27 protein-coding genes are annotated in these 24,807 nt (G+C 59.9%); 17 read left to right on the top strand and 10 right to left on the bottom strand.

What is annotated here, in order from left to right:
- Nucleotide 1: 1 nt before the first annotated feature.
- The 17 genes from urtD (at nt 2) to aidB (ending at nt 12,331) form a co-directional block, all read left to right on the top strand.
- Nucleotides 2-763 carry an urea ABC transporter ATP-binding protein UrtD gene (urtD, locus tag AB4Z23_RS08525; RefSeq protein WP_003513917.1) on the top strand — a complete coding sequence of 254 codons (762 nt, stop codon included), beginning with the start codon at nt 2-4 and terminating at the stop codon, nt 761-763.
- A 208-nt stretch (nt 764-971) separates the two neighbouring features.
- Complete coding sequence (gene urtE, locus AB4Z23_RS08530) at nt 972-1,667, top strand: urea ABC transporter ATP-binding subunit UrtE (protein ID WP_003513916.1); 696 nt, start codon at nt 972-974, stop codon at nt 1,665-1,667.
- A gap of 255 nt (nt 1,668-1,922) precedes the next feature.
- Nucleotides 1,923-3,176, top strand: a complete 1,254-nt coding sequence (locus AB4Z23_RS08535) for an alpha/beta hydrolase family esterase (RefSeq protein WP_019565111.1) — start codon at nt 1,923-1,925, stop codon at nt 3,174-3,176.
- Complete coding sequence (locus AB4Z23_RS08540) at nt 3,083-3,934, top strand: urease accessory protein UreD (protein WP_013636715.1); 852 nt, start codon at nt 3,083-3,085, stop codon at nt 3,932-3,934. Before AB4Z23_RS08535 ends, AB4Z23_RS08540 begins: the two co-directional genes overlap by 94 nt.
- Before the next feature lie 109 nt (nt 3,935-4,043).
- Nucleotides 4,044-4,346: an urease subunit gamma gene (locus AB4Z23_RS08545; RefSeq protein ID WP_003513909.1), complete on the top strand. Its 303-nt coding sequence runs from the start codon at nt 4,044-4,046 to the stop codon at nt 4,344-4,346.
- Nucleotides 4,347-4,356: 10 nt separating this feature from the next.
- Nucleotides 4,357-4,614, top strand: a complete 258-nt coding sequence (locus AB4Z23_RS08550; protein WP_013636714.1) for a DUF1272 domain-containing protein — start codon at nt 4,357-4,359, stop codon at nt 4,612-4,614.
- Nucleotides 4,615-4,634: 20 nt separating this feature from the next.
- Nucleotides 4,635-4,940: an urease subunit beta gene (locus AB4Z23_RS08555; protein ID WP_003491734.1), complete on the top strand. Its 306-nt coding sequence runs from the start codon at nt 4,635-4,637 to the stop codon at nt 4,938-4,940.
- Between the two features lies 1 nt (nt 4,941).
- The gene (locus tag AB4Z23_RS08560) at nt 4,942-5,298 is read left to right on the top strand and encodes a GFA family protein (protein ID WP_421477369.1); all 357 of its coding nucleotides are present in this window, start codon (nt 4,942-4,944) and stop codon (nt 5,296-5,298) included.
- 9 nt (nt 5,299-5,307) lie between these two features.
- A complete protein-coding gene (locus AB4Z23_RS08565) occupies nt 5,308-5,718 on the top strand; it encodes a lysozyme inhibitor LprI family protein (RefSeq protein ID WP_003513903.1) in 411 nt (136 codons plus the stop codon).
- Between the two features lie 5 nt (nt 5,719-5,723).
- Nucleotides 5,724-6,368, top strand: coding sequence for a Urease operon accessory protein (locus AB4Z23_RS08570; protein WP_421477367.1), 645 nt, complete (start codon nt 5,724-5,726; stop codon nt 6,366-6,368).
- A 4-nt stretch (nt 6,369-6,372) separates the two neighbouring features.
- Entirely contained in the window at nt 6,373-8,082 is a 1,710-nt protein-coding gene (ureC, locus tag AB4Z23_RS08575; protein WP_013636712.1) for an urease subunit alpha, read from the top strand.
- A gap of 9 nt (nt 8,083-8,091) precedes the next feature.
- The gene (locus AB4Z23_RS08580; protein WP_421477365.1) at nt 8,092-8,760 is read left to right on the top strand and encodes a TIGR02117 family protein; all 669 of its coding nucleotides are present in this window, start codon (nt 8,092-8,094) and stop codon (nt 8,758-8,760) included.
- 168 nt (nt 8,761-8,928) lie between these two features.
- On the top strand, nt 8,929-9,465 hold the full coding sequence (locus AB4Z23_RS08585; RefSeq protein WP_013636710.1) for a peroxiredoxin: 537 nt from the start codon (nt 8,929-8,931) through the stop codon (nt 9,463-9,465).
- A 150-nt stretch (nt 9,466-9,615) separates the two neighbouring features.
- A complete protein-coding gene (gene ureE / locus AB4Z23_RS08590; protein WP_038492924.1) occupies nt 9,616-10,110 on the top strand; it encodes an urease accessory protein UreE in 495 nt (164 codons plus the stop codon).
- 3 nt (nt 10,111-10,113) lie between these two features.
- Nucleotides 10,114-10,785 carry an urease accessory protein UreF gene (locus AB4Z23_RS08595; protein WP_421477363.1) on the top strand — a complete coding sequence of 224 codons (672 nt, stop codon included), beginning with the start codon at nt 10,114-10,116 and terminating at the stop codon, nt 10,783-10,785.
- A gap of 106 nt (nt 10,786-10,891) precedes the next feature.
- On the top strand, nt 10,892-11,503 hold the full coding sequence (gene ureG / locus AB4Z23_RS08600; protein WP_013636707.1) for an urease accessory protein UreG: 612 nt from the start codon (nt 10,892-10,894) through the stop codon (nt 11,501-11,503).
- Nucleotides 11,504-11,506: 3 nt separating this feature from the next.
- Complete coding sequence (gene aidB / locus AB4Z23_RS08605) at nt 11,507-12,331, top strand: AidB family quorum-quenching N-acyl homoserine lactonase (RefSeq protein WP_421477361.1); 825 nt, start codon at nt 11,507-11,509, stop codon at nt 12,329-12,331.
- A gap of 74 nt (nt 12,332-12,405) precedes the next feature.
- Here the strand turns inward: aidB and AB4Z23_RS08610 are convergent, their stop codons facing one another.
- The 10 genes from AB4Z23_RS08610 to AB4Z23_RS08655 form a co-directional block, all read right to left on the bottom strand.
- Nucleotides 12,406-13,095, bottom strand: coding sequence for a Crp/Fnr family transcriptional regulator (locus AB4Z23_RS08610; protein WP_019565122.1), 690 nt, complete (start codon nt 13,093-13,095; stop codon nt 12,406-12,408).
- A gap of 334 nt (nt 13,096-13,429) precedes the next feature.
- Nucleotides 13,430-16,750, bottom strand: coding sequence for an efflux RND transporter permease subunit (locus AB4Z23_RS08615; protein ID WP_038491998.1), 3,321 nt, complete (start codon nt 16,748-16,750; stop codon nt 13,430-13,432).
- Nucleotides 16,751-16,763: 13 nt separating this feature from the next.
- Nucleotides 16,764-17,957, bottom strand: coding sequence for an efflux RND transporter periplasmic adaptor subunit (locus AB4Z23_RS08620; RefSeq protein ID WP_421477359.1), 1,194 nt, complete (start codon nt 17,955-17,957; stop codon nt 16,764-16,766).
- A gap of 365 nt (nt 17,958-18,322) precedes the next feature.
- Nucleotides 18,323-19,315, bottom strand: a complete 993-nt coding sequence (locus AB4Z23_RS08625) for an ABC transporter substrate-binding protein (RefSeq protein WP_421477357.1) — start codon at nt 19,313-19,315, stop codon at nt 18,323-18,325.
- Nucleotides 19,316-19,336: 21 nt separating this feature from the next.
- Entirely contained in the window at nt 19,337-20,209 is an 873-nt protein-coding gene (locus tag AB4Z23_RS08630) for an ABC transporter permease (protein WP_065658678.1), read from the bottom strand.
- The gene (locus tag AB4Z23_RS08635) at nt 20,206-21,081 is read right to left on the bottom strand and encodes an ABC transporter permease (protein ID WP_038491990.1); all 876 of its coding nucleotides are present in this window, start codon (nt 21,079-21,081) and stop codon (nt 20,206-20,208) included. The genes AB4Z23_RS08630 and AB4Z23_RS08635 overlap by 4 nt, the downstream gene beginning before the upstream one ends.
- A gap of 42 nt (nt 21,082-21,123) precedes the next feature.
- Nucleotides 21,124-21,918, bottom strand: a complete 795-nt coding sequence (locus AB4Z23_RS08640; protein ID WP_013636702.1) for an ABC transporter ATP-binding protein — start codon at nt 21,916-21,918, stop codon at nt 21,124-21,126.
- On the bottom strand, nt 21,915-22,358 hold the full coding sequence (locus tag AB4Z23_RS08645; protein WP_162632995.1) for an NUDIX hydrolase: 444 nt from the start codon (nt 22,356-22,358) through the stop codon (nt 21,915-21,917). The genes AB4Z23_RS08640 and AB4Z23_RS08645 overlap by 4 nt, the downstream gene beginning before the upstream one ends.
- Nucleotides 22,355-23,812, bottom strand: a complete 1,458-nt coding sequence (gene hydA / locus AB4Z23_RS08650; RefSeq protein WP_441360059.1) for a dihydropyrimidinase — start codon at nt 23,810-23,812, stop codon at nt 22,355-22,357. The genes AB4Z23_RS08645 and hydA overlap by 4 nt, the downstream gene beginning before the upstream one ends.
- A 14-nt stretch (nt 23,813-23,826) precedes the next feature.
- On the bottom strand, nt 23,827-24,807 hold the full coding sequence (locus AB4Z23_RS08655; RefSeq protein WP_065687529.1) for a hypothetical protein: 981 nt from the start codon (nt 24,805-24,807) through the stop codon (nt 23,827-23,829).

Raw genomic sequence — 24,807 nt, forward strand, 5'->3', positions numbered from 1 at the left:
TATGAACACGGTTTCCGAAAACAGAACCAAAAGCCTGCTTTATCTCGACGGTGTTTCCGTTTCCTTCGACGGGTTCAGGGCGCTCAATTCCCTGTCCTTCGTGGTGGAGCCGGGCGAGCTGCGGGCCATCATCGGTCCGAATGGCGCCGGCAAGACGACGATGATGGATATCATCACCGGCAAGACCCGGCCGGATACCGGCACGGTGCTGTTCGAAGACAGCATCGACCTCACGAAAAAGGACGAGGCGGACATTGCCCAGCTGGGCATCGGGCGTAAATTCCAGAAGCCAACGGTGTTTGAAAGCCATACCGTCTGGGACAATCTGGAACTGGCGTTGAACCGCAAACGCGGCGTCTTCGCCACGCTGTTCTACAGGCTCACAGCGGAGGACAAGGCGCGTATCGAGGAAATCCTCGCCACCGTGCGTCTCAGCCACCGCCGCGGCGATCTCGCGGCCAACCTCTCCCACGGCCAGAAACAGTGGCTGGAGATTGGCATGCTCTTGGCACAGGAACCGAAGCTGCTGCTGGTGGACGAGCCGGTGGCGGGCATGACGGATGCGGAGACAGCCGAAACCGCCGTGCTTCTGAAGGAAATCGCCAAGACCCGCTCGGTCGTGGTGGTGGAGCACGACATGGGCTTCATCCGCGAGCTGGGCGTGAAGGTGACGTGTCTTGCCGAGGGCTCAGTGCTGGCCGAAGGGTCGATCGATTTTGTGTCCAGCGATCCGAAGGTGATCGAGAATTATCTGGGGCGGTGATGGAAGCGTCTGCGGCTTTACCCCCCTCTGCCCTGCCGGGCATCTCCCCCACAAGGGGGGAGATCGGCAAGCGGCTAACACCCTGCCCCAAGACCAGTAGGCGATGGGACGAGCGGGAACGGCATCTGATTTCCCTCCGTGTGGGGGAGATGCCCGGCAGGGCAGAGGGGGGTAGCGCCGCCCACCAAAGCATCAATGGAGTTGCACCATGCTGAATGTCGAAAACATCAACCTCCACTATGGCGCAGCCCAAGCCCTGCGGGGCGTGTCGCTGAAAGCGGAGATGGGCAAGATCACCTGTGTTCTCGGCCGCAACGGCGTAGGCAAAAGCTCGTTGTTGCGCGCGGTCACCGGCCAGCATGCCATCAGTGGCGGGTCGATCAGCTTTGAAGGGGCGGCACTGGATGGGCTGGCGCCTTACCACCGGGCCAAGCGCGGCGTCGGCTACGTGCCACAGGGGCGTGAAATCTTTCCGCTGCTCAGCGTGCAGGAAAACCTTGAAAGCGGTTATGCGCCGCTGCCGCGCAAGGAGCGTTTCATTCCCGACGATATTTTCAGCCTGTTTCCGGTGCTGCAATCCATGCTGGGCAGACGCGGCGGCGACCTGTCCGGTGGCCAGCAGCAGCAGCTCGCCATCGGCCGGGCGCTGGTGACGCGGCCGAAAATCCTCGTTCTCGACGAGCCGACCGAAGGCATTCAGCCGTCGATCATCAAGGATATCGGTCGCGCAATCAAATATCTCAGGGATTCCACCGGTATGGCGATCCTGCTGGTCGAGCAATATCTGGATTTCTGCCGTGAGCTTGCCGACTATGTCTACATCATGGACCGGGGCGAAATTGTGCATGAGGGGCTTGCCGAAACGCTGGATACGCCCGAGGCGCGTCGCCATCTGACAGTATAAATCGAGACTAGAAGCCACGCACGCCGATCACGGCGTGCAAACGTCCGATTAATATTTTGAAAGTCTATGCGTGTCTGCATGGCTTTTATGCGCAATTTTAGCATTTCATTGAATAAACGCCTGTGATATTGGCAGCGGAAATGCTGCATGCGAGACACAGACGAAGTCTATTCGCACGCCGCGACAGTTGATCCCTTACATTCCACGCGCGTCCGACGTATCGTCGGGGAAACCGTGCCCAATAAAGGCGTGTCAATGCATCAAGACTTTGCCCTTGGCCGGGCTGCCCGGCTGTTCCGCTCCGCCCGTACCCTGTTTCTGGGTCTTGCGATCTGCGCGAGCGCGAGTGTCGCAGCGTCGGCCTCGACCTGCGGTCAGCTTGCTCAACCCGGCGTGGAACCGGGCAGGCATGATTTTTCCATTCTCTCCAGTGGTCAGAAACGCGAAGGCGTTTATTTCGTTCCATCGGCCTATGACGGAAAAAAACCGGTGCCTGTCGTGTTCGATTTCCACGGCTCCAACAGCAATCCGCACGGACAGCTGAACCGCAGCGGCTGGGACAAGCTTGCCGAGCGCGACGGCCTGATGGTGGTGGCGCTGGCGGGCAGCCTCAATGGCGAATTGCCCGGCACCCATGCCTGGAATGTTCCTGGTGTTACCACCCGTCCCGGCGGGCTGGATGAGGTGAGCTTCATTCGCGATGCAATTGCCATGGTGAAAGGCAAGTTCTGCGTGGATGAGGAGCGCTTTTACGGTTCCGGTTATTCCGGCGGCGGGCGCATGCTGTCGCAATTCATCTGCAATGGCAGCGCGGATTTCACCGCTGCCGGCTTCGTTGCATCGTTGCGCGCGGGTTATCCGTTGGAGACAGAGGGCAAATGGGGACCGGATGCGGCAAGCTGCAAGCCGGCGCGGCCAATGTCGATCATCGCCTTTGCGGGTCTGAAGGATCCGGCCAATCCCTATCAGGGTGGTGGCAAGTCCTACTGGCAATATGGCGGCGAGACGGCGCTGAAACGCTGGGCGGAAATGGACGGCTGCAAGGGCGGCGCGAAAACCAGACCGGGCGAGAGCTTCACCGTCAATTCCTATGACGTTTGCAAGGGCGGGGCACGTATCCAGTCCTACGTCATTGACAATTGGGACCATGCCTGGCCGCGCGCCACCATGAAGGCGGAAGTGCTGGCAGCGTCGGCGGTCCTTACCCGCAAGCCGGGTGGCGAGCAGACGCCGAAGGCGGAACCCGCCGTGGAGCGCAAGATGCCCACAGGCGAAGTGACGCGCACGGTTGATGCGGCGGAAAGAATGTGGGATTTCTTCCGCAACACGGAAGGACAGATGGTGGTGGATGCCGTCGTCAAAAAAGATTGCGGCGCCAAGGCCGGGTCCGCTTCCGCAACCGTTTCGGAGACCGCGTGCAGTCAGAACAGCAAGCCATCCGCCCTTCCGGTCTCGAAGACGGCGAACCTGCCCGGCAGCAGCGCGCCCGTGGCAGAGGACGCATTGTAACCAAGGCAGTCGAAGGGCGCAGCCGGCTGGACCAATTGTTCCAGGAAGGTTGCGCCAAGATCCGCCTGCCGGATACGTTTTCCAACGAGATCGAGGCCATCCTCATCAACTCCTCCGGCGGATTGACCGGCGGAGATGAAATGGAATGGCAGGCTGTTGCCGGGGCCGGCACCTCGCTGGTGGTGACGACGCAGGCCTGCGAGAAGGTCTACAAGGCATCCTCCGGAACCGCCACCGTCACCGCCCGCGTTTCCGCAGGGCCGGGCGCCCGGTTGCACTGGCTGCCGCAGGAAACCATTCTTTTCGACCGCGCGTCGCTGACCCGCAGGCTGGAAGCCGATCTCGACGCAACCTCCGAATTCATCGCCGTCGAAGCCGTGCTGCTCGGGCGTCAGGCCATGGGCGAAGCGATGCAGCATGGCCTGTTCCGGGATCGATGGCGCATTCGCCATGGCGGCCGGCTGGTACATGCCGAAGAGCTGTTGCTTGCGGGAGAAGTGGCGGAGCTGACTGCAAAACCGGCGGTGCTTGCCGGGCAGGTGGCCTTTGCCACGCTTCTTTATATCGGGCCTCTGGCCGAGGCGCTTTTGCCTAAAATCCGGGCTATTGCCGGTGAAAGCGGCGGCGCCAGCGAATGGCAGGGCAAGCTTGTCGTGCGCGTGTCCGCCGCCGACGGCTTCTCCCTTAGAAAAATACTTTTTCCGATCATTTCGCTCTTGCGAAACGGCGCGCCAGTGCCGAAAGTCTGGAATCTGTAAAGCTCCGGATCGCCCGCGACAGGCGACCTTCCGGGGTCTGTCAAACAAGTCGGATCAGCCCCCGAAACACTGTGTTTTGCGGGGCAGGTGCGAAAGCTGCGGGACGACGATGAACCTTACTCCGAGAGAAAAAGACAAGCTGCTGATTTCCATGGCCGCCATGGTGGCGCGCCGCCGGCTGGAGCGTGGCGTGAAGCTGAATTACCCGGAAGCGATTGCGCTGATTACCGATTTCGTTGTCGAGGGCGCCCGCGATGGTCGCGCGGTGGCCGACCTGATGGAAGCCGGCGCGCATGTCATTTCCCGCGATCAGGTTATGGAAGGCATCGCCGACATGATCCATGATGTGCAGGTGGAAGCAACATTTCCCGACGGCACCAAGCTTGTGACCGTTCACGAACCGATACGCTGAGGGGGACGATATGGCGCTGGAGCTTCGGCCCAATTGCGAATGCTGCGACCGTGATCTTGCCCCCGACAGTCGAGATGCGATGATCTGCTCGTTCGAATGCACCTTTTGCGCCGATTGCGCGACGGATGTGCTCAAAGGCGCCTGCCCGAATTGCGGCGGCGAGCTGGTTCGCAGGCCCATCCGCCCGGCGGCCAAACTCGTCAACAATCCGGCATCGACGACACGGGTGCTGAAGGCTGAAGGCTGCGCGGCAGCCACCGCTGCTTGAGAGAGACAAAGGGGAGCACCATGAAACCAGGCGAAATCATTGCCGCAGAGGGCACCATCGAACTCAATGCCGGCCAGCCGACGGTGACGATCGAGGTGGCCAATACCGGTGACCGGCCGGTTCAGGTGGGCAGCCATTACCATTTCTTCGAGACCAATGCGGGTCTTGTCTTCGACCGCGACAAGGTGCGCGGCATGCGTCTCGACATTCCGGCTGGTACTGCGGTTCGTTTTGAACCCGGCCAGAAACGGGAAGTGACGCTGGTGCCGCTTTCCGGCAAGCGTGAGGTTTACGGGTTTCGTCAACAGATCATGGGGAGGTTATGAGATGGCGACGGCGCATTATCACGGAAGTTGCCGATGCGGCGACGTGAGCTTCGAGGTCGATGCCGATCTCGACCACACGGTCGTGTGCAATTGCTCGCGCTGCAAGCGCTTGGGTTCGACGCTTGCCTTTGCGCCGCGCGAAAAATTCACCCTGCTTTCCGGCGACGACAAGCTGACGGAATATCTCTTCAACAAGCACAAGATCCATCATCTGTTCTGCTCCACCTGCGGCATTGAGAGTTTTGCCTATGCCGATGGGCCGGATGGGACGCCGATGGTGGCGGTGAATACCAATTGCCTTGATGGTGTCGATCCGCGTGCGCTGAAGCCGCAGGCTTTCGATGGCGCGGCTGCCTGAGTGATGGCCATGACTTTGAAAAAATTCTGTTTCGGTGCGGCTGTCCTGCTGTCTCTTGCGGCGTCTTCCGCATTTGCCGATGACGCGCCCGATTGCACCTCGCCGCAAACGCAGGCCGATATGACCATCTGCGCCGGCAAGGATTACGAAAAGGCCGACAAGCAGTTGAACGCCGCCTACCAGAAGGTTCGCAAGCAGCTTGCCGAGCGTGACAAGACGGCAGACGAAAGCGGCAAGGGTGCCGTTGATGCATTGGTTGCCGCCCAGCGTGCGTGGGTGGCGTTTCGCGATGCCAATTGTGATGCCTTCGGGTTTCAGGCGCGTGGCGGCACGATGGAGCCGATGCTGGTTTCCTCATGCCTGGCCGATATGAGCAACAAGCGCGCTGACGAACTGCGCCAGTTGTCCGAAGGTTTCTGAACGGTATGGGGCGGCGGATCATGATTGTCGGAAACGGAGAAATGCCGCAGGGCGTGGCTGATCTCATCGACCTTTCCGACATTGTCATCCGCTTCAACGATTGCCGTTCGCTGGGCGCTGGCGGCAGCCGCACGGATGTGGTGGCCGTTTGCAACACCGGCCGGCCCGGCCGCGAGATGAGCGAAGGGGCCGCGTGGCGCGACAATGAGGGGGTGCAGCAGGCTTCCGCCATCTGGTCGGTGCGCGATCCCGCGAAATTTTCGCAGATGGAGCCGGATATCCGCGCTCGCTGGCCCGAACTGACCGATTTTTGTGCCGATTATACCGCCGGTTTCGCAGCATTAGCCGAAGAGACCGGCAAGAGCCACCTCGTCATTCCGCGCGGGGTGCATGAGCGGCTTGATCACGCATTGCAGGTCTATGCGCCCGCCCCTTACGTCTGCCCGAGCACCGGGCTTCTTGCCATCGCCCATGTTCTGGAGACCGTGAGCGGCGGTGATGACGAGGTGGCGATTGCGGGCTTTGGTCATCACGGCTGGAACGGGCATCCGTTTGCCGCCGAAAAACAGCTTGTAGAGGCCCTCACACACGAGGGCCGGCTGACACGAATTTCTCCCATATCGATTTTCTCCGCGTCCGAAGGAGCCTGAACCCATGCCTTACAAGATTTCCCGCGCCGCCTATGCCGGCATGTTCGGCCCGACCGTCGGCGACAAGGTGCGTCTTGCCGATACCGAACTCTTCATCGAGATCGAGAAGGACTACACGACCTATGGCGAGGAAGTGAAATTCGGCGGTGGCAAGGTCATTCGCGACGGCATGGGCCAGAGCCAGGCGACGCGGGCCGAGGGCGCTGTCGATACCGTCATCACCAACGTCGTCATCGTCGACCATAGCGGCATCTACAAAGCGGATGTGGGCCTGAAGAACGGGCGCATCCACGCCATCGGCAAGGCGGGCAACCCCGATACGCAGCCGGGCGTGACAATCATTGTCGGCCCTTCGACAGAGGCGATTGCCGGCGAAGGCAAGATTCTGACTGCCGGCGGCATGGATGCACATATCCACTTCATCTGCCCGCAGCAGATCGAAGAAGCGCTGATGAGCGGCGTTACCTGCATGCTGGGCGGCGGTTCCGGCCCCGCGCATGGCACGCTTGCCACCACCTGCACCGGCGCGTGGCACATCGAGCGGATGATCGAGAGCTTCGATGCTTTCCCGATGAACCTCGCATTGGCGGGCAAGGGCAATGCTTCGTTGCCCGCGCCGCTGGAAGAGATGATCCTTGCCGGTGCCTCATCGCTGAAGTTGCACGAGGACTGGGGCACGACGCCCGCCGCCATCGACAATTGCCTGACGGTGGCTGACGAATATGACGTGCAGGTGATGATCCACACCGATACGCTGAACGAGAGCGGTTTCGTGGAAGACACGGTTGCCGCCATCAAGGGCCGCACCATCCATGCCTTCCACACCGAAGGGGCAGGCGGCGGCCATGCGCCTGATATCATCAAGGTCTGCGGCAATCCGAACGTCATCCCGTCTTCCACCAACCCGACGCGGCCCTACACCATCAATACACTGGCCGAACATCTGGATATGCTGATGGTGTGCCACCACCTGTCGTCGTCCATCCCTGAGGATATCGCCTTTGCCGAAAGCCGCATCCGCAAGGAAACCATCGCGGCGGAGGATATTCTCCACGATATCGGCGCGTTCTCGATCATTTCCTCCGACAGCCAGGCCATGGGCCGTGTCGGTGAAGTGGCGATCCGCACCTGGCAGACAGCTGACAAGATGAAGCGCCAGCGCGGCCGCCTGAAGGAAGAGACCGGCGAAAACGACAATTTCCGCGTCCGCCGTTACATCGCCAAATACACCATCAACCCGGCCATCGCGCAGGGCGTCAGCCATGAGATCGGCTCCATCGAAGTCGGCAAGCGTGCCGATCTGGTGTTGTGGAACCCGGCATTCTTCGGCGTGAAGCCTGAGATGGTGTTGCTCGGCGGTTCCATCGCCGCGGCACCGATGGGCGATCCGAATGCCTCCATTCCCACGCCGCAGCCGATGCATTACCGCCCCATGTTTGCCGCCTATGGCAAGCTGCGCACCAATTCCTCGGTTACATTTGTCAGTCAGGCGTCGTTGGATGCCGGCCTTGCAGGGCGTCTTGGTGTTGCCAAGAAGCTGATGGCGGTGAAGAACGTGCGCGGCGGCATTTCCAAGGCCTCGATGATCCACAATTCGCTGACCCCGCATATTGAGGTTGACCCGGAAACGTATGAGGTGCGCGCCGATGGCGAGCTTCTGACCTGTGAACCGGCGACGGTGCTGCCGATGGCGCAGCGTTATTTCCTGTTCTGACGGCGTTTCGTGGTGAGATTTATCACAAGGTGGATCGGCGGTGGCCTGCTGCTGATCATCCTGCTTCTTGTGCTCGGCACCGTCGTGCCGCGACCCTTTTTTGCCGATGAAACAAGCGGCGTGAGGGATCGCGAGATATTGCTGTTATCCAATCCGATCCATACCGATATCGCCCTGCCTGTTGATGACGATCTGCGGCGGGTCTTTTCCGAATTGCAGGAGGGCGGTATCGCGGTCAACCATCCGGCTGCTGCCTATCTGGTGTTCGGCTGGGGTGGCCGGTCGTTTTACATACAGACGCCGACATGGGCCGACCTGAAGCCGATGCCGGTCTTGCGCTCTCTGACACTCGACCAGTCGGTGATGCATGTGGATGTGACGGGGGATTTTCCCGCCGACCTTGCCGGGGTGAAGCGCCTTCGCATTTCCGAAGCGGGATATCAGCGACTTGTGGCGGGCATTCGTGCGAGCTTCCTGCGGGACAATGGCAAAGTTAAGCTTATACCCGGTGCTTCCTACAGCCTGACGGATGGATTTTTCGAGGCGAATGGCTGGTTCAATGCGCTGGCCGGCTGCAACACGTGGTCTGCCGCCATGCTGGGGCAAGCCGGCATTCGCACCGGCTGGTGGACACCGTTGCCGCCACTGTTGCGCTGGTCGGTAGCGCTGCACAATTGATCTTCCCGCGGTGCGACGTTTCGTTGATTTGACGTCTGGTAATCCGATTTTTATGCTGCACCGCAGCGCATCTTGCGCTAAAGAAACGGCAAAAGAATTCCGTGCGGATCGGTCCCAAGCGATCCGTGCGAAACGCCAGAAAATTGAAGACAGATCAGGAGACAAGACATGCTCGGCAAAAAAGTGCCCGCCGTTACCTTCCGCACGCGTGTTCGCGACGAGGCCGTTGGTGGCCCCAACCCTTTCCGTTGGCAGGACATGACCTCCGACGATTACTTCAAGGGCAAAAAGGTCGTTCTTTTCTCGTTGCCCGGCGCTTTCACGCCGACTTGCTCGACCTACCAGCTTCCCGATTTCGAAAAGCTCGCGGGCGAATTCCGCGCGCTCGGCGTCGATGAAATCTATTGCCTGTCGGTCAACGATGCCTTCGTGATGAACGCCTGGGCAAAAGGCCAGAACCTCGAAAACGTCAAGGTCATTCCTGACGGTTCGGGCGAGTTCACCCGCAAGATGGGCATGCTGGTCGCCAAGGACAATCTCGGTTTCGGCATGCGCTCCTGGCGTTACGCCGCCGTCATCAACGACGGTCTGGTGGAGCAGTGGTTCGAGGAAGAGGGCTATTGCGACAATAGCGATACCGACCCTTACGGCGTTTCCTCGCCGCAGAACATTCTGGAAAACCTGAAGAGCCGCGCTGCGGCCTGATTGCGGTTTGCTTTTTTTGACAAGGCCCGGCAGCGATGCCGGGCTTTTTCGTTTCCCGAGACGCGTTCGACCTGAAAACACGCCTTGAAATCGGCCGGGCTATCCGTCAACAATCGGAACCCCAAGACTGTTTCTGAAATGGATCATCCCATGCTGCGCGTCACGTCCTATCACCCCGCCGGAACTCCAGCCGACGAACCTTCAGGTTATGTCACTCTCGCGCATGACCAGCGACATCTGCGCCGCAAACTTCTGCATTTGCAGAATGACGAGATGGTGATGTTGGATTTGAAGGAAGCTGTACTGTTTGCCCATGGCGACCTGCTGGTGGTGGAGAACGGTGATCTGGTGGAGGTTCGCGCTGCGGACGAAAAGCTGTTCGAAATCAAGGCGAAGGACCGTCTTCACCTGATCGAGCTTGCCTGGCATCTGGGCAACCGGCACCTTTCGGCGCAGATCGAGGAGGAGCGTATTCTCATCCTGCGTGACCACGTGATCCGCGCCATGCTGGAAGGTCTTGGCGCAACAGTGCGTGATGTGGAAGAACCTTTCCAGCCGGCGCGCGGTGCTTACCACGCCCATGGCGGCCATTCCCACGGGCACGGGCACGGGCATGACCATGGTCACCATCACGACCATGGCTGAGGCATGAGCGAAGATCGCGGCGTTGCCGCGCTGCTGCGGCTCATGGCCTGGATGTCGCCGGCCTTTCCTGTCGGCGGCTTTTCCTATTCTGGCGGCCTTGAAAAGGCGGTGGAGGACCGGCGCGTCAGTGATGCCGCCGGCCTTTACGGCTGGGTGGAGGTGCTTCTGCGTTCCGGCAGTCTGTGGAACGATGCGGTATTTCTGGCTGATGCCTGGCGTAATCGAAAGGACGCCGTCGCCCTGAGCGAAGCGGCGGATCTGGCTCGCGCGCTCGCCGGTTCTGCGGAGCGCTACCGCGAGACGGTGCTCCTCGGCGATGCATTCGTTGCCGCCGCCGGCGCCTGGCCGCACGCGGTTCTTGAGCTGTTGCCGAAAGAGGTTCCTTATCCTGTTGCCATAGGTGCGGTGGCGGCAGGGCATGGCGTGCCGCTTCGGGAAACGGTTGCCGCATTCCTGCATGCCGGTGTCTCGCAGATCGTCTCCGCCGGTATCCGCCTCGGCGTCGCGGGGCAGAAGGACGGCGTTGCCATTCTCGCCGCAAGCGAGGCGACGATCGGCGAAATGGCGGCACGGGCCGTGCAATCCACGCTCAACGATCTCGGCAGCGCCACTGTTATCGCCGACACCGCGACCATGCGGCACGAGATGCAGGGAACGCGGCTTTTCCGCTCCTGAATATCTCGCCGCAATGCAGCATTGCCGCCCTTGAAGCGGTCGTGCGAAGCGTTATGGTGGGACAACATCAAAGCATATTGAAGGGAACATGGTTGTGACATCGGGCATGAAATCGGGCAACGGTCCGCTGCGCGTCGGCATTGGCGGGCCGGTCGGTTCCGGCAAGACCGCGCTGACGGAAAAGCTTTGCAAGGCGATGAGCGCCGATTACTCCGTCGCCGTCGTTACCAACGATATCTACACCAAGGAGGATGCGGAAGCGCTGGTGCGCATGCAGGCGCTGCCGTCCGAGCGTATCGTTGGAGTGGAGACGGGCGGATGTCCGCATACCGCCATCCGTGAGGATGCGACGATCAATCTGCAGGCGATTGCCGGTCTCAATGCGCGCTTTCCCGATCTCGATGTTGTCTTCATCGAATCCGGTGGCGACAATCTTGCGGCGACTTTCTCGCCCGATCTTGCCGATATCACCATCTATGTGATCTCCGTCTGTCAGGGCGAGGAAATTCCGCGCAAGGGCGGGCCGGGCATCACCCGCTCGGACCTGCTGGTCATCAACAAGAAAGACCTTGCCCCTTACGTCGGCGCTGATCTGACGGTGATGGACAGTGATGCCACCCGCATGCGCAATGCCATGCCTTTCGTCTTTACCGACATGAAGCGCGGCGAGGGTGTTGATCGCATCGTCGGTTTCCTGAAAGAGCAGGGCGGTCTCTGAGACATGACCACGCCCCTCCGTTTTGGTCCCTATGACGTTTCCCGTTTTGTCGATGGTGTCTACAAGGCGCCTCTCGGCCACCTCATCCACCGGCAGGGCGCGGATGCGCTGGCGGCGGCGCTTGCCGGGCATGAGGGCGAAACGGTGGATATGGACGTCAACTGTTTTGTGCTGTCAGGGCCTGATGGTATTTCGCTGATAGACACCGGTTGCGGCACGGCCTGGGGGCCGACCTACGGCCATGCCCGTGCGGGGATGATTGCCGCTGGGATTCAGCCTGATGATGTCAGCCGAGTTATCCTCACCCATATTCACGGCGACCATGCGCTGGGACTTATCGACGGCGACCGGCCTTATTTTCCCAATGCGGACATATGGGTGCCCGAGGCCGATCTTGCCTTTTTCACCAGCGAGGATGCACGCAAGACATTGCCGCCTGCGAGGCAGGGCGCCTTCGATATTGCCGCCCGGCTGCTCGACATTTGTGGTGCCATGCTGCGGCCAATCCCAACTGGCAGGATTGCCGAGGGTATGGAAGCCATCGCCATGCCCGGCCATACGCCTGGCCATACCGGCTATCTCATCGGTAATGGCGATGACCGGCTGTTATTGTGGGGCGATGTGCTGCATGTGAGCGCGTTGCAGGCGGACGATCCGGGTATCGGTTTTGTCTATGATATCGATTCCGAAACTGCCTATTCGACACGTCTCGATGCGCTGACCCAGGTTGCCGATCACGGCTGGCTGGTTTCCGGCGGCCATCTTGGCGGATTTTTCCGCGTCGAGCGAGAGGGCGATCGCTTCCGCTTCATGCCGCAGCCGGTCTGATATCCTGCTCGACAAAAAATTAGAGGACGGGATACCCGTAGGCGTCCCGTCCTCTTCCTCTCCCCGGTACTTCTTCAAATCTGCTTCAGCGCCGCGACATCATTGACTTGCACGATGCGGCCGCGAACGGTGACGCCCGCCTTTTTCAATGCGGAGAAAGCGCGCGACAGCGCTTCCGGCGCAAGGCCGAGCTTGCCGGCGAGCAGGCTTTTCTGGAACGGCAGACGCAGCGAAAAGGACGTAGCGTCGCGCGGTCCCTGATTGATCAGGTAATGGGCAACGCGTTGCGGCGCGGTTTGCAGCCGGTCGTTGGCAATGCAATCCATGGTGCCGAGCAGGCTGTTGGAGAGGCAGCGCATCACGGCCTTGGCGATTGCCGGTTCCTGATCCACAAGGCTGCGGATTCTTGCCAGTTCGAAACGCGCCACGGTGCAGCTTTCTGCCGCCTGCGCGCTGTAACGATAGCTGTCGCTGCCGAAGATCAGGCATTCGTTGAAGGTATCGCCCGGACCGCTGACACGCACATCCGCCTCGCGCCCGTGCCTGTCCAGCCGGTAAAGGCGGACATAGCCCGACAGCACACAGTAGAAATATTGCGCTGCCTCGCCTTCCTTGAAGAGTACATGGCGGGCATTGAGATTGGTGACGGTTGCCGCCTCCATCAATTTCAACGCCGCCGCTTCATCCGCAATCCCTATCAGGGGCACGCGCAGCAGAATGTTCCTGTCCCTGTTGCTCAGCTTTACGGTCTTGTTCACGTCCATCCGGCTCCCGCTCAAACCTTTTGCCGGGTTGTCCGAAGCGATACGAAACCGGGGATGTTCCTTTTCCCTCACGCCTATCTGAAAAGAGCTCATCGCATTATCCTTCGACCGGCAATTCCCGATGCGAGGGAGATTAGCAGTTCACCTGAAAAGCGAATTGATTTCGATCAAATGGGTTTGGCGTTGTTGTGCGGGGAACAGGGAAATGTGGAGCGAGCGGGTGCGGCCTATCTCTTCTCCCCGGCGTCGAGAAGAAGCCAGCCGCAACGCAGTCGCGACCAAGCAAACTCACCACAAAAGGAAACGCCGGGCACTGGACCCGGCGTCTCAACTTTCACTCGGCAGCGAGCGGCGGCAACCGCAATATATTGCTGCCCTTGTCACCGGATTTTTCACCGGAGCCTTTTTCCATGCCGGCAACGCGCGCTTCCAGCGAGGAGAGCGCCAGGCTGTTTTCGCGGGCGATCTCCGAGAGTTTTTCGTTGGAGAGCGACTCTTCCTCCTCTTCCTTCTTGCCGACAAAGCGGCCGAAGAGGTGGGCGAGCAGGCGCGACAGGTCATCCATGATCAGGAAGAAGGCGGGGACCACGATCAGGGACAGCACCGTGGAGACGATGATGCCACCGATCACCGCAATCGCCATCGGCGCGCGGAAGGAGCCGCCTTCGCCGACGCCAAGTGCCGAGGGCAACATGCCCGCCGACATGGCGATGGAGGTCATGATGATCGGGCGGGCGCGCTTGCGGCCGGCCTCGACCATGGCATGCACCCGTTCCATGCCGTGCCGGCGCATTTCAATGGCGAAGTCCACCAGAAGGATGGCGTTTTTCGTCACGATACCCATCAGCATCAGAATGCCGATGAGAACGGGCATGGAAAGCGCGTTCTGCGTGATGATGAGCGCCACGGCCACGCCGCCAATGGCGAGTGGCAGTGAGAACAGGATGGTGAAGGGCTGGATGATATCCTTGAACAGAAGGATAAGTACCACCAGCACCAGCAGCAGGCCGAGCAGCATGGCGTTGACGAAGCCCTGCTGCATTTCGCCCTGCACCTTGGCATCGCCGCTTTCGGCAAGGCGAACGCTTGCCGGCAGTTCGGTTTCCGAAACGATCCGCTTGAACTCCGCCGTCGATGTATCGAGCGCTGTGCCGAACGGTACATCGGAGCCGATGGAGACGACGCGGTTGCGGTCGTTGCGCTTGATCGAGCTTGGACCTTCCGAATAGTCGATATCGGCAACACTGTAGAGCGGCACCAGCGAACCGGATGCGGTCTTGACCTTCAGCGCGCGGATGGTGGCGAGGTCACGGCGGGTATCGATGGATGCCTGCACGCGGATCGGGATCTGCCGGTCGTCCAGCGAGATTTTCGTCAACTGTGCGTCGATGTCACCGATGGTGGCGACACGCACCGTCTGCGAAATCTGCTGCGGCGTGATTCCGAGGCGGGCGATCTCGTCCTTGCGCGGGCGGATCTGCAGTTCAGGACGGGGAAGCGCTCCCTCCGAGCTGACATTGGCAAGGATGGGCGAGGCGCGCAGGCGGCTTTCGAGAATGCCGACGGCGTCGTTCAGATCCTTCTCGTTGGACGAGAGGAAGTTGAAGCTCAGTTCGCGTTCCGCGCGGTCGTTCAGCTTGATGATGCGCACATCCGGAATGCTGTGGACCTTGGCGAAGATATCCCGCTCCACATCCCACTGCGGACGGACACGGCCCTTTTCCTCGATCTTCGGAAGATATTGGCCGACAAGCGGAAGCGAGCCGAGACCCTTGTTGACAAGGGTTTTCAGCAGCGAATGGTCGATATGCTGGAGAATGACGTTGACGGTGGCGCGGCGAAGCTCCAGATCGCCCTTGGGCGAGGCGCCGCCGAGGATGAAGACGCTTTCCACACCGTTGATATCGCGGATGGCGTGGAAGATTTCGGTCGTCGTCCGGTCTGTCTCGTCCAGCGTCGCATTGGGCGGCAGTTCCACCGAAAGCGTTACGCGCGAGGCGTCGTCCGGCGGCAGGAAGCTGCCCGGCACCTGGCTTAGAAGCATGACGGAAGCAATGAGGAAGCCGATGGCGCCGACCAGCGTCAGGTAACGCGCCCACCATTTGGAGGTGGTGGCGGAAACCATGCGCGTATAGGCTTTCATCAGCCAGCCGTCATTGTCGGCATGGTCATCCATCGCGTCTTCGGCGCGCATGAGATAGGCGGCCATCAAGGGCGTGATGAGACGGGCGACCGCCAGCGAGAAGAACACCGAGAAGGCGACCGTCAGACCGAACTGGATGAAGTACTGGCCGGGAATGCCGGGCATGAACGACACGGGCACGAAGACGGCGATGATGGTGAAGCTGGTGGCGATGACGGCAAGGCCGATTTCGTCTGCGGCTTCCAGCGAGGCGCGATACGGCGTCTTGCCCATCTTGATGTGGCGGGCGATGTTCTCGATTTCCACGATGGCGTCGTCCACGAGAATACCCGTGGCGAGCGTCAATGCGAGGAAGCTGACGAGGTTGAGCGAGAAGCCCATGATGTCCATGATCCAGAATGTCGGGATCGCGGAGAGCGGCAGGGCCACGGCGGCAATCAGGGTAGCGCGCCAGTTCCTGAGGAACAGCAGAACCACGATGACGGCGAGGACCGCGCCTTCGATCAGCGTATCGAGCGCTGCCGTATAGTTGCCGTAGGTGAAGTAGACGGCGTCATCGACCATCTGGATCGCGACGTCGGGATGGTCCTTGCGGACCTGATCGAGGCTTTCGGCCACGGTTTTTGCGACCGAAACCTCGCTGGCGCCCTTGGAGCGGAACACCGCAAAGGTAACGGCGGGGTTGCCGTTGAAGCGCGAGAAGGACTTCTGCTCCTCATAGGTGTCCGTGACGGTGCCAAGTTCGGCGAGCTTTACGAAACGGCCATTGGAGAGCGCGATGGTGGTGTTGGCAAGCTGGGTGACATCGCGGGTGTCGCCGAGCGTGCGGATCGTCTGTTCGTTGCCGCCAACCTGGCCGCGGCCGGAGCCAAGGTCGATATTGGTGCCGCGCAGCTGGCCGTTCACTTCGCTTGCGGTGATGCCGTAGGCGTCGAGCTTTTCGGGGCTGAGCGAAACGCGCACTTCGCGGTCGGCGCCGCCGTAACGGTCGACCTTGCCGATGCCGGACTTGCCCTGCAGCGAACGCTTGATGGTGTCATCCACGAACCAGGACAGTTCTTCCAGCGTCATGTTCGGCGAGGAGACGGCAAAGGTCTGGATTGCCTGGCCTTCCACGTCGATCTTGCTGACAACAGGCACTTCGATGTCGGATGGCAGATCGCTGCGGATCTTGTCGATAGCGTCCTTGACGTCCTGAACCGCCTCTTCCGTCGGCTTTTCGATGCGGAAGACGACGGTTGTCAGGGATTGTCCGTCGGTGACGGTCGACTGGATTTCGTCGACGCCGCTAATGGCGGCGACAGCGTCTTCGATCTCCTTCGTCACCTGCATTTCCAGCTCGGACGGCGAAGCGCCGCTCTGGGTCACGGTGACGGCAACGACGGGAACGTCGATATTCGGAAAACGGGTGATCGGCAGGGCGTTGAAGGCCTGGATGCCGAGGAACATCAAAAGCGCGAAGCCGAGAAGCGGCGCAATCGGGTTACGGATTGACCATGCGGAGAAGTTCATTTCATTCCCTCAGTCAGTTGGACGCAGCCGTCTGGGCTTCCACCGGTCTTATCCGGTCACCATCACGCACGAATGCTCCAGCTTTCTCGACAACCTTGTCACCAGCGGCAAGTCCGCTGACAATCTCGATGAAACCGCTGTCTTCAATGCCGGTCTCGATCTTCACCTGCTTGACGATGTCGCCTTCCACCTTGCGGGTGGTCGAGCCTTCACGCCCGGAGGTGACGGCCGAAAGCGGCAGGGCAAGCGCGTTCGTCTCTTTTACGATGATCTCCGCGCTGGCATACATGCCCGACCGTGCCGGGCTGTCCGTCGGCAGCACAACATGCACGGAACCAAGGCGCGTGGCCGGATCGACGGTCGGCGAAACGAGACGCACCTTGCCCTCAATTTTTTTGGCTCCGCCGGCAACCGTCAAGAAAGCTTTCTGGCCGGCCTTCACCCGCTGGATGTCAGTCTCGGAAAGATCGGCGACAAGCTCGATCGCGCCGTCCTTGATGATCGTGAAAAGCGGGTTTCCCGTGCCGCTGGCGATGGCGCCGACCTTGGCATTCTTGGCGGAAACGATGCCGGTGACGGGGGTTTTCACACCCGTGCGCGTCAGTTTCAGATTGATATCGTCAATCTGCGCGTCCACGACCTTGATGTCTGCCTCTCCGGCGGAAACGGTCTGCTTGGCTGCATCAAGGCGTGCCTGCGCAACCTGGGCAGCGGCCTCGGTTTTTTCCGTCTCGGAGACGGAACCGGAACCGCTCTGGCCGAGCTTGGCGGCGCGGTCGCGCTGGCGAAGGGCATCGGCCTTGTTGGCCTCAGCCTCCAGAACCTGCGCCTTGGATTGCGCAACGGCGGCCTGCGCCTTGGCCCTGTTGGCCTCAAGCTGGCTTTTTTGCAGGAGAAGACTGTCCGAGGAAAGCACGGCCAGAACCGCATTCGCTTCGACCCTGTCGCCGATATCGACGTTCAGTTCGTCGATCGACAGGCCGTCGACTAGCGGCTGTACATAAATTTCGTCCACGGGCCTGATGGTGCCGGTGGCGATGATGCGGTCCACGAGATCGCGTGTTGCGGCGTGTGCGACGATGATGGAAGGCAGGTTCTGCTGTTTGACCGGTTCCGGCACTTCTCCCTCGGCCACGGCCGAAAATGGCAGGGCCGTTGCGGAAAGAAGAAGGAAAACAAAGCGGTTAAACGTGACTTTATGCTGCATGTGTCTTGGCTCGCGCAATATTCGATCGCATGTCCTTCAGCCTGAAGGCGTGTTTTAAAAGGTCATGCGGCAACGAATGTGAAACAAGGGATCACAATACTTCCTTCTCGATCCTCCCGATTCAAACGCCCCTCAACGCGAATCTTAAGCACCTTTGCCTCGTGCTTTTTTACAAGATCAAATTCGGCAGTCTTGTTGGCGGGGACTCTAATTGTTGTTGCTATACAAATCAATCCGCATAGCCTCGAGGGTTGATATACATTTTTGTATATGGCCGAGTGTTGTAATTCATCAAACGGGTCACCAGCGCGCAAAAAAACGCGCGGTGATGGCCGCGCGTTTCCATGTTTTCGGCTTCGACGTGACTATTTCAGCGCCGCATCAGTGATTTCAGTGGTGTAGGCGCCTGTCGGCTCCTTGGTGATGACGGGATCGGAACCGCCGCCGAGCAGCGTCTTGACGGTGCGCTCGTAATCCGCCTTGTCCAGCGCGCCCTTCGAGCCTGCGGTCAGCTTGGCGACTTCGCCCATCATGCGCTTCTGGTGCTTTTCGGTCTGGGCGCCGGAGGCGTCATTTTCAAGAACGATACCTGCTGCATCGTCAGGGTGTTCTTCCGCCCACTTCCAGCCCTTCATGGAAGCGCGGACGAATTTCACCATGTCTTGCTTGAACTTGGCGTCCTTCAGCTTGTCTTCGAGAACGTAGAGCCCGTCCTCCAGCGTTGCGACGCCTTCGTCCTCATATTTGAAGGTGACGAGTTCCTCCGGCTTGATGCCGGCATCAATGACCTGCCAGTATTCATTATAGGTCATGGTGGAAATGCATGCGGCCTGCTTTTGCAGCAGCGGATCGACGTTGAAACCCTGCTTGAGGACGGTGACGCCATCCGCGCCGCCGGTGGTCGGGATTTTCAGGTGCGCCATCCACGACAGGAACGGATATTCATTGCCGAAGAACCAGACGCCGAGCGTCTTGCCCTTGAAATCTTCCGGCTTGGTAATGCCGGTTTCCTTGAGGCAGGTCAGCATCATGCCTGACGTTTTGAACGGCTGGGCGATGTTGACGAGCGGCACGCCCTTTTCGCGGGTGGCGAGTGCCGATGGCATCCAGTCGACGATCACATCCGCGCCACCGCCGGCCAGAACCTGCGCAGGCGCAATATCCGGTCCGCCCGGCTTGATATCGACATCGAGGCCTTCGGCTTCATAAAAGCCCTTGTCCTTGGCGACGTAATAACCGGCGAACTGCGCCTGGGTGACCCATTTCAGCTGCAGGGTGATCTTGTCGGCGGCCTGAGCCTCAAATGCGCTCAGAAGTGACGCGCTGGCAAGAAGAATGGAGGCAAGTTTCATTTTCATCGCTGTTCCCTTTTTCGTTATTTACGTTCGTCCCCCACGGACGGACGGATGCCAGAAGGTGACGGCGCGCTCGATGAGCGCCACCAGACCGTAAAATCCTGAGCCTGCGAGCGCCGCCACGGCAATTTCTGCCCAGACCATATCGACATTGCTGCGGCCCATTTCCGCCGAGATGCGGAAACCCATGCCGACGATGGGCGTGCCGAAGAATTCCGCGACGATGGCGCCGATCAGCGCTAGCGTGGAATTGATCTTCAGGGCGTTGAAGATGAAGGGCCAGGCGGCGGGCAGGCGCAGCTTCAGCAATGTCTGCCCCCAGCCTGCAGCATAGGTGCGCATCAGGTCGCGTTCCATGTGGCTGGAGGCGGCAAGCCCTTGAACCGTATTCACCAGCATCGGGAAAAACGTCATGATGACGACGACAGCCACTTTCGACTGCCAGTCGAAACCGAACCACATGACCATGATGGGAGCGATGCCGACGACCGGCAGGGCGGAGACGAAATTGCCGATGGGCAGAAGCCCGCGTTGCAGAAAAGGCGAGCGGTCGATGAGGATGGCGACGAGGAAACCTAGGCCGCAGCCGAGCACATAACCCGTCAGCACCGATTTGAGGAAGGTCTGGCGGAAATCCGCCCAGAGGATGGGTAGCGAGCCGAGAAGCCGGGCGAGGATGGCGCTCGGGGCAGGCAGCAGGATGGGCGGGACGGAGAATCCCCGCACCACACCTTCCCAAAGCGCGAGAATGGCCAGCCCGAAGAGAAGCGGTACGGCCATGCGGCTCATTCGCTTTGCCGACTGTGATGCGAAGGTGTGGCGCACCAGCCATTCGTTGCAGGCCCAGGCGGCAAGCCAGAACAGGATTGCGCCAATAAACCAGACGGGATTTGTCATGGCCGCGCTCCCATTCTCTTGAGGACGGCTGCGTGAGCGATGCCGATGATCGAGACCAGAATGGCGGCCACACCGGCGGCCATGAACAGCGCTGCCCATATCTGCACCGTCTGGCCGTAATAGGAGCCGGAGAGCAGACGCGCACCGAGGCCTGCGACAGCGCCCGTCGGCAATTCGCCGACGATGGCCCCGACCAGCGCAATCGCGATGGCGATCTTCAGCGAGGTGAAGAGATAGGGCAGGGCAGACGGCCAGCGCAGCTTCCAGAAGATTTGTGCGGGCGAGGCATTATAGGTGTGCATCAGGTCCAGCTGGATGGTTTCGGGGCTTCTGAGGCCCTTCACCATGCCGACGACAATCGGGAAGAACGAGAGATAGGTGGAAATCAGCGCCTTGGGCAACAGCCCGGAAATGCCGATGGAATTCAGGACGACGATGATCATCGGCGCGACGGCAAGGATGGGGATGGTCTGGCTGGCGATGATCCACGGCATGACCGAGCGGTCCATGGCCCGATTGTGGATGATGGCGACGGCAAGCAGGATGCCGAGCACCGCGCCGATGGCGAAACCGAGGAGCGTGGCCGAAAGCGTGACGCCCGCGTGATAAACGAGGCTGCGCTTGGAGGTGATCGCCTTGTTGACGGTGGTGTCCCACAGTTCCGCGATGATCTGGTGCGGGGCGGGGAGAACCGGGCGCTCCTGTGCGAAGGTTTGCGGCAGAAGCTCCATGAAGCTCGGCGTCTGGCCGGCGCGGTTTGCCTGATCGCGGACGAAGGGCATGTTGAGGTAGATGACGGAAAGGTGCCAGACGATGAGGATGGCGAGGAGGACGGTGAGGATGGGGAGGACGCGGTGGCGGAGGAGGGTCATTGCGGCGCCCTCGGTGGGTGGAGGGTATTGCTGGCGATGACGTCACCCCTCATAGCTATGCCCCGCCTTCAGCCCCTCACGCACGCGATGCGCAATTGCCAGAAATTCCGGAGTCTCCCTGATCTCGAGCGGCCTTTCCCTTGGCAGCGTGGATTCGATGATATCCGTTACCCGGCCGGGCCGTGGTGACATCACGACGATCTTGGTCGAGAGATAAACGGCTTCCGGGATGGAGTGGGTGACGAAGCAGATGGTCTTGCCGGTCGTATCCCACAGTTTCAGCAACTGTTCGTTCAGATGGTCGCGGACGATCTCGTCCAGCGCGCCGAAGGGTTCGTCCATCAACAGCAGGTCGGCATCGAAGGCGAGCGCGCGGGCGATGGAGGCGCGCTGCTGCATGCCGCCGGAAAGCTGCCATGGGTATTTCTTGCTGAAACCGCTGAGATTGACGAGATCGAGCGTGCGGTCGATGCGCTCCCTCTGTTCGGCCTTCGTATAGCCCATGATTTCGAGCGGCAGCGCAATGTTGTTTTCGATCGTCCGCCACGGATAGAGTGCGGCGGCCTGAAAGACATAGCCGTAGGACCGGTCCTTGCGGGCGTTTTCCGGCGTGGTGCCATTGACGGTGATATCGCCGGATGTGTGCTTTTCGAGATCGGCAATCACCCGCAGGAACGTGGTCTTACCGCAGCCGGAAGGGCCGATGAAGGAGACGAACTCGCCCTTGCCCACTTCCAGATCGACATTGGAAAGCGCGTGCACCGGGCCATCGCCTGTTTCGAAGGTGAGGCCAAGATTTCTGGCGGAAACGACGGAATAGGACGAGGCTTGGTTCATCGTGGCTTGTTTCCACTTTCCGTCAGGGCTGCGCGTGCCAGCGGCAGCATACGTGTTTCCGTGAGTTTGGCGATCGGCAGATTGGAGGCCGCATCCAGATCGAGCCAGCGCACCTCCTCTATCTCGGCCTGTGGGGTAACTTCGATATTCAGTTGGGCGACGAAGGCGTGGGCCACGACCTCCGCCCCTGTCTCATTGGCGGCCTCCTCCCGAAAGATGCCCTCATATCGCGCGGCATTTTCAGGAAGCGTGAGGCCGATTTCCTCGGCAAGTTCACGGTGAAGCGCCTGCTCAGGCGTTTCACCCGGATCGATCTTGCCGCCCGGCTGCATGAATTGCGTGGTGCCGCGCTTGCGCACGACAAGCATTTGCCGCCGCGCATTCAGGAGAACGGCGGCAGCGATGACGATTTCGCGTTTCGGATCGGTGCTCAAGGTCATACACCCGATGCCGGTATACCGCTGCGTTCCACCTTGCGTGGCGCGACGAGCTCTTTCCATGTGGACAGCGCCTTGCTGACGGCGGGATAGGGATCACGGGCGACGAACGTGCCGTGACCTTCCTGCGTCTTCACCGTGCTTTCCTCGATGCTGACGATGCCGCGCGACAGGGTGAAGCGCGGTAGGCCCTTCACCTTCTGTCCTTCGAATACGTTGTAATCTATGGCCGATTGCTGGTTTTCCGCGCGGATGGTCTTTTCCCGCGCCGGGTCCCAGACGACGAGATCGGCATCGCTGCCGACGAGGATCGCGCCCTTTTTCGGATAGATGTTGAGGATTTTCGCAATGTTGGTGGAGGTGACGGCGACGAATTCGTTCATCGTCAGCCGGCCGGTCGCCACGCCATGGGTCCAGAGCAGCGGCATGCGATCTTCCAGCCCGCCGGTGCCATTGGGGATCTTGCGGAAATCACCGAGGCCGAAGCGTTTCTGGTCGGTGGTGAAGGCGCAATGGTCGGTCGCCACGCATTGCAGCGAGCCGGAGGCGAGACCCGCCCAGAGGCTATCCTGATGCTGGCGGTTGCGGAAGGGTGGCGACATGACCCGGCGGGCAGCATGGTCCCAGTCGGCATTGGCATATTCGCTTTCGTCGAGGATGAGGTGCTGGATCAGCGGTTCGCCATAAACGCGCATGCCGTTCTGACGCGCACGGCGGATGGCTTCATGTGCCTGCTCGCAGGATGTATGAACGACATAAAGCGGCGCACCGGCCATATCGGCAATGATGATGGCGCGGTTGGTGGCCTCACCTTCGACGGAGGGCGGCCGGGAATAGGCATGCGCTTCCGGGCCGACATTGCCTTCCGCCATCAGCTTTTCCTGCATCTGCGCAACGATATCGCCGTTTTCCGCATGCACGAAGGGAATGGCGCCAAGCTCGGCGCAGCGCGAGAAGGAGGCGAACATCTCGTCGTCATTCACCATCAACGCGCCCTTGTAGGCCATGAAGTGCTTGAACGAATTGATGCCCTTTTCCTGAACCACAGTCTTCATCTCGTTGAAGACCTGCTCGCCCCACCAAGTAACGGCCATGTGGAAGGAATAATCGCAGTTGGCGCGCGTTGCCTTGTTGTCCCATCTTTGCAGGGCATCGAGCAGCGACTGGCCGGGATCGGGCAGACAAAAATCCACCACCATGGTCGTGCCGCCGGCAAGGGCGGCACGCGTGCCACTCTCGAAATCATCGGCGGAATATGTGCCCATGAAGGGCATTTCCAGATGCACATGCGGATCGATGCCGCCAGGCATGACGTAACATCCCGTGGCATCGAGCACTGTGCCGCCGGTCAGATCGGGTCCGATCCCTGTGATCTTGCCGCCTTCGATTTTAACATCGGCCTTGTAGGTCAGGTCGGCGGTGACGATGGTGCCGTTCTTGATGACTGTGCTCTTCATAGGGCTGTTCCCTGCTAGAATTCCGAGATCTGACAAGCGTTTATTGTAAAATTGCTATCGTGAACCATCCGGAAGCATGTTCCCGATCCTGCGCACTCCGCATCTATATCCTGTTTGGTTTTTTCGATTTTCTCGATTCGAATAGGAAGCGTGGCTGTTCTCTTGCAGTCGGCAAGAGAAGAGTTTTTGGCGTTGGACTGGGTGAGATAGATTTTCCCATTTATATTATCTGAATAATATTTCTCAAATTTTTCAACGTTCATTTTATACTGTACGTTTGTCTTGAAATAACCGATCACCGGGTTTTGCAGAATTTTTGAAACCGACATTAGGGCAGGTTGCTCGACGAAGTCCGGAATGTCCAATCCGATATGAAAATCACCGTCGATCCCGGCCAGTTCCTGTGTAAAGAAGAGATAATCGTCCCGCCCGAACTGTTTCGGGCATTCTCCGGCCATCGCGCAGTGGTTTCCTTCTTCGAGGTCGTAGGCGAATGTTCCTCGCTTTGAGCCTTCCTGCGTGACTTTTATTCTGCCTTTCTCCTTTACCAGTTCCGCGCTCGTAAACCCCATGTCTGCCGCGTCCAACCATAGTTTGCCGATTGGTCCATCATTCGCCGGGTTACGGAATATGATCAGGTTTTGCTCTCCGAGTGGGTGCGCTTGCCTGTCAGGAAAGTCTTCGCTTTTCTCGAAGACCGAGAAGGAGATATGTCCGCCGTCAAAAGGCTTTTCTATATCCAGATACTGTAGCTGAATGGTGGTTTGCGCTCGTCGGTTTTCAGTTTTGAGCGTTTCCGTCTCCCTCTTCGCCTGATCTGCCTGATAGGCCGATTCCCGGCTGATGAAGATGTTGACGCTACCGGTTACTATAATGAGCATAATCAGTAGAACGCCCACGCCACCAACTTTGTCTACCGCGCCATCCTTCTTGTAGAAGAACGCCAGAACGCCTGACAGAAGAGTCATTCCTGCGATTATGGTGCCCAGGTCCAT

The sequence above is a fragment of the Agrobacterium sp. MCAB5 genome, assembly GCF_052114365.1.
In the GTDB taxonomy this organism is placed as follows: Bacteria; Pseudomonadota; Alphaproteobacteria; order Rhizobiales; family Rhizobiaceae; genus Agrobacterium; species Agrobacterium tumefaciens.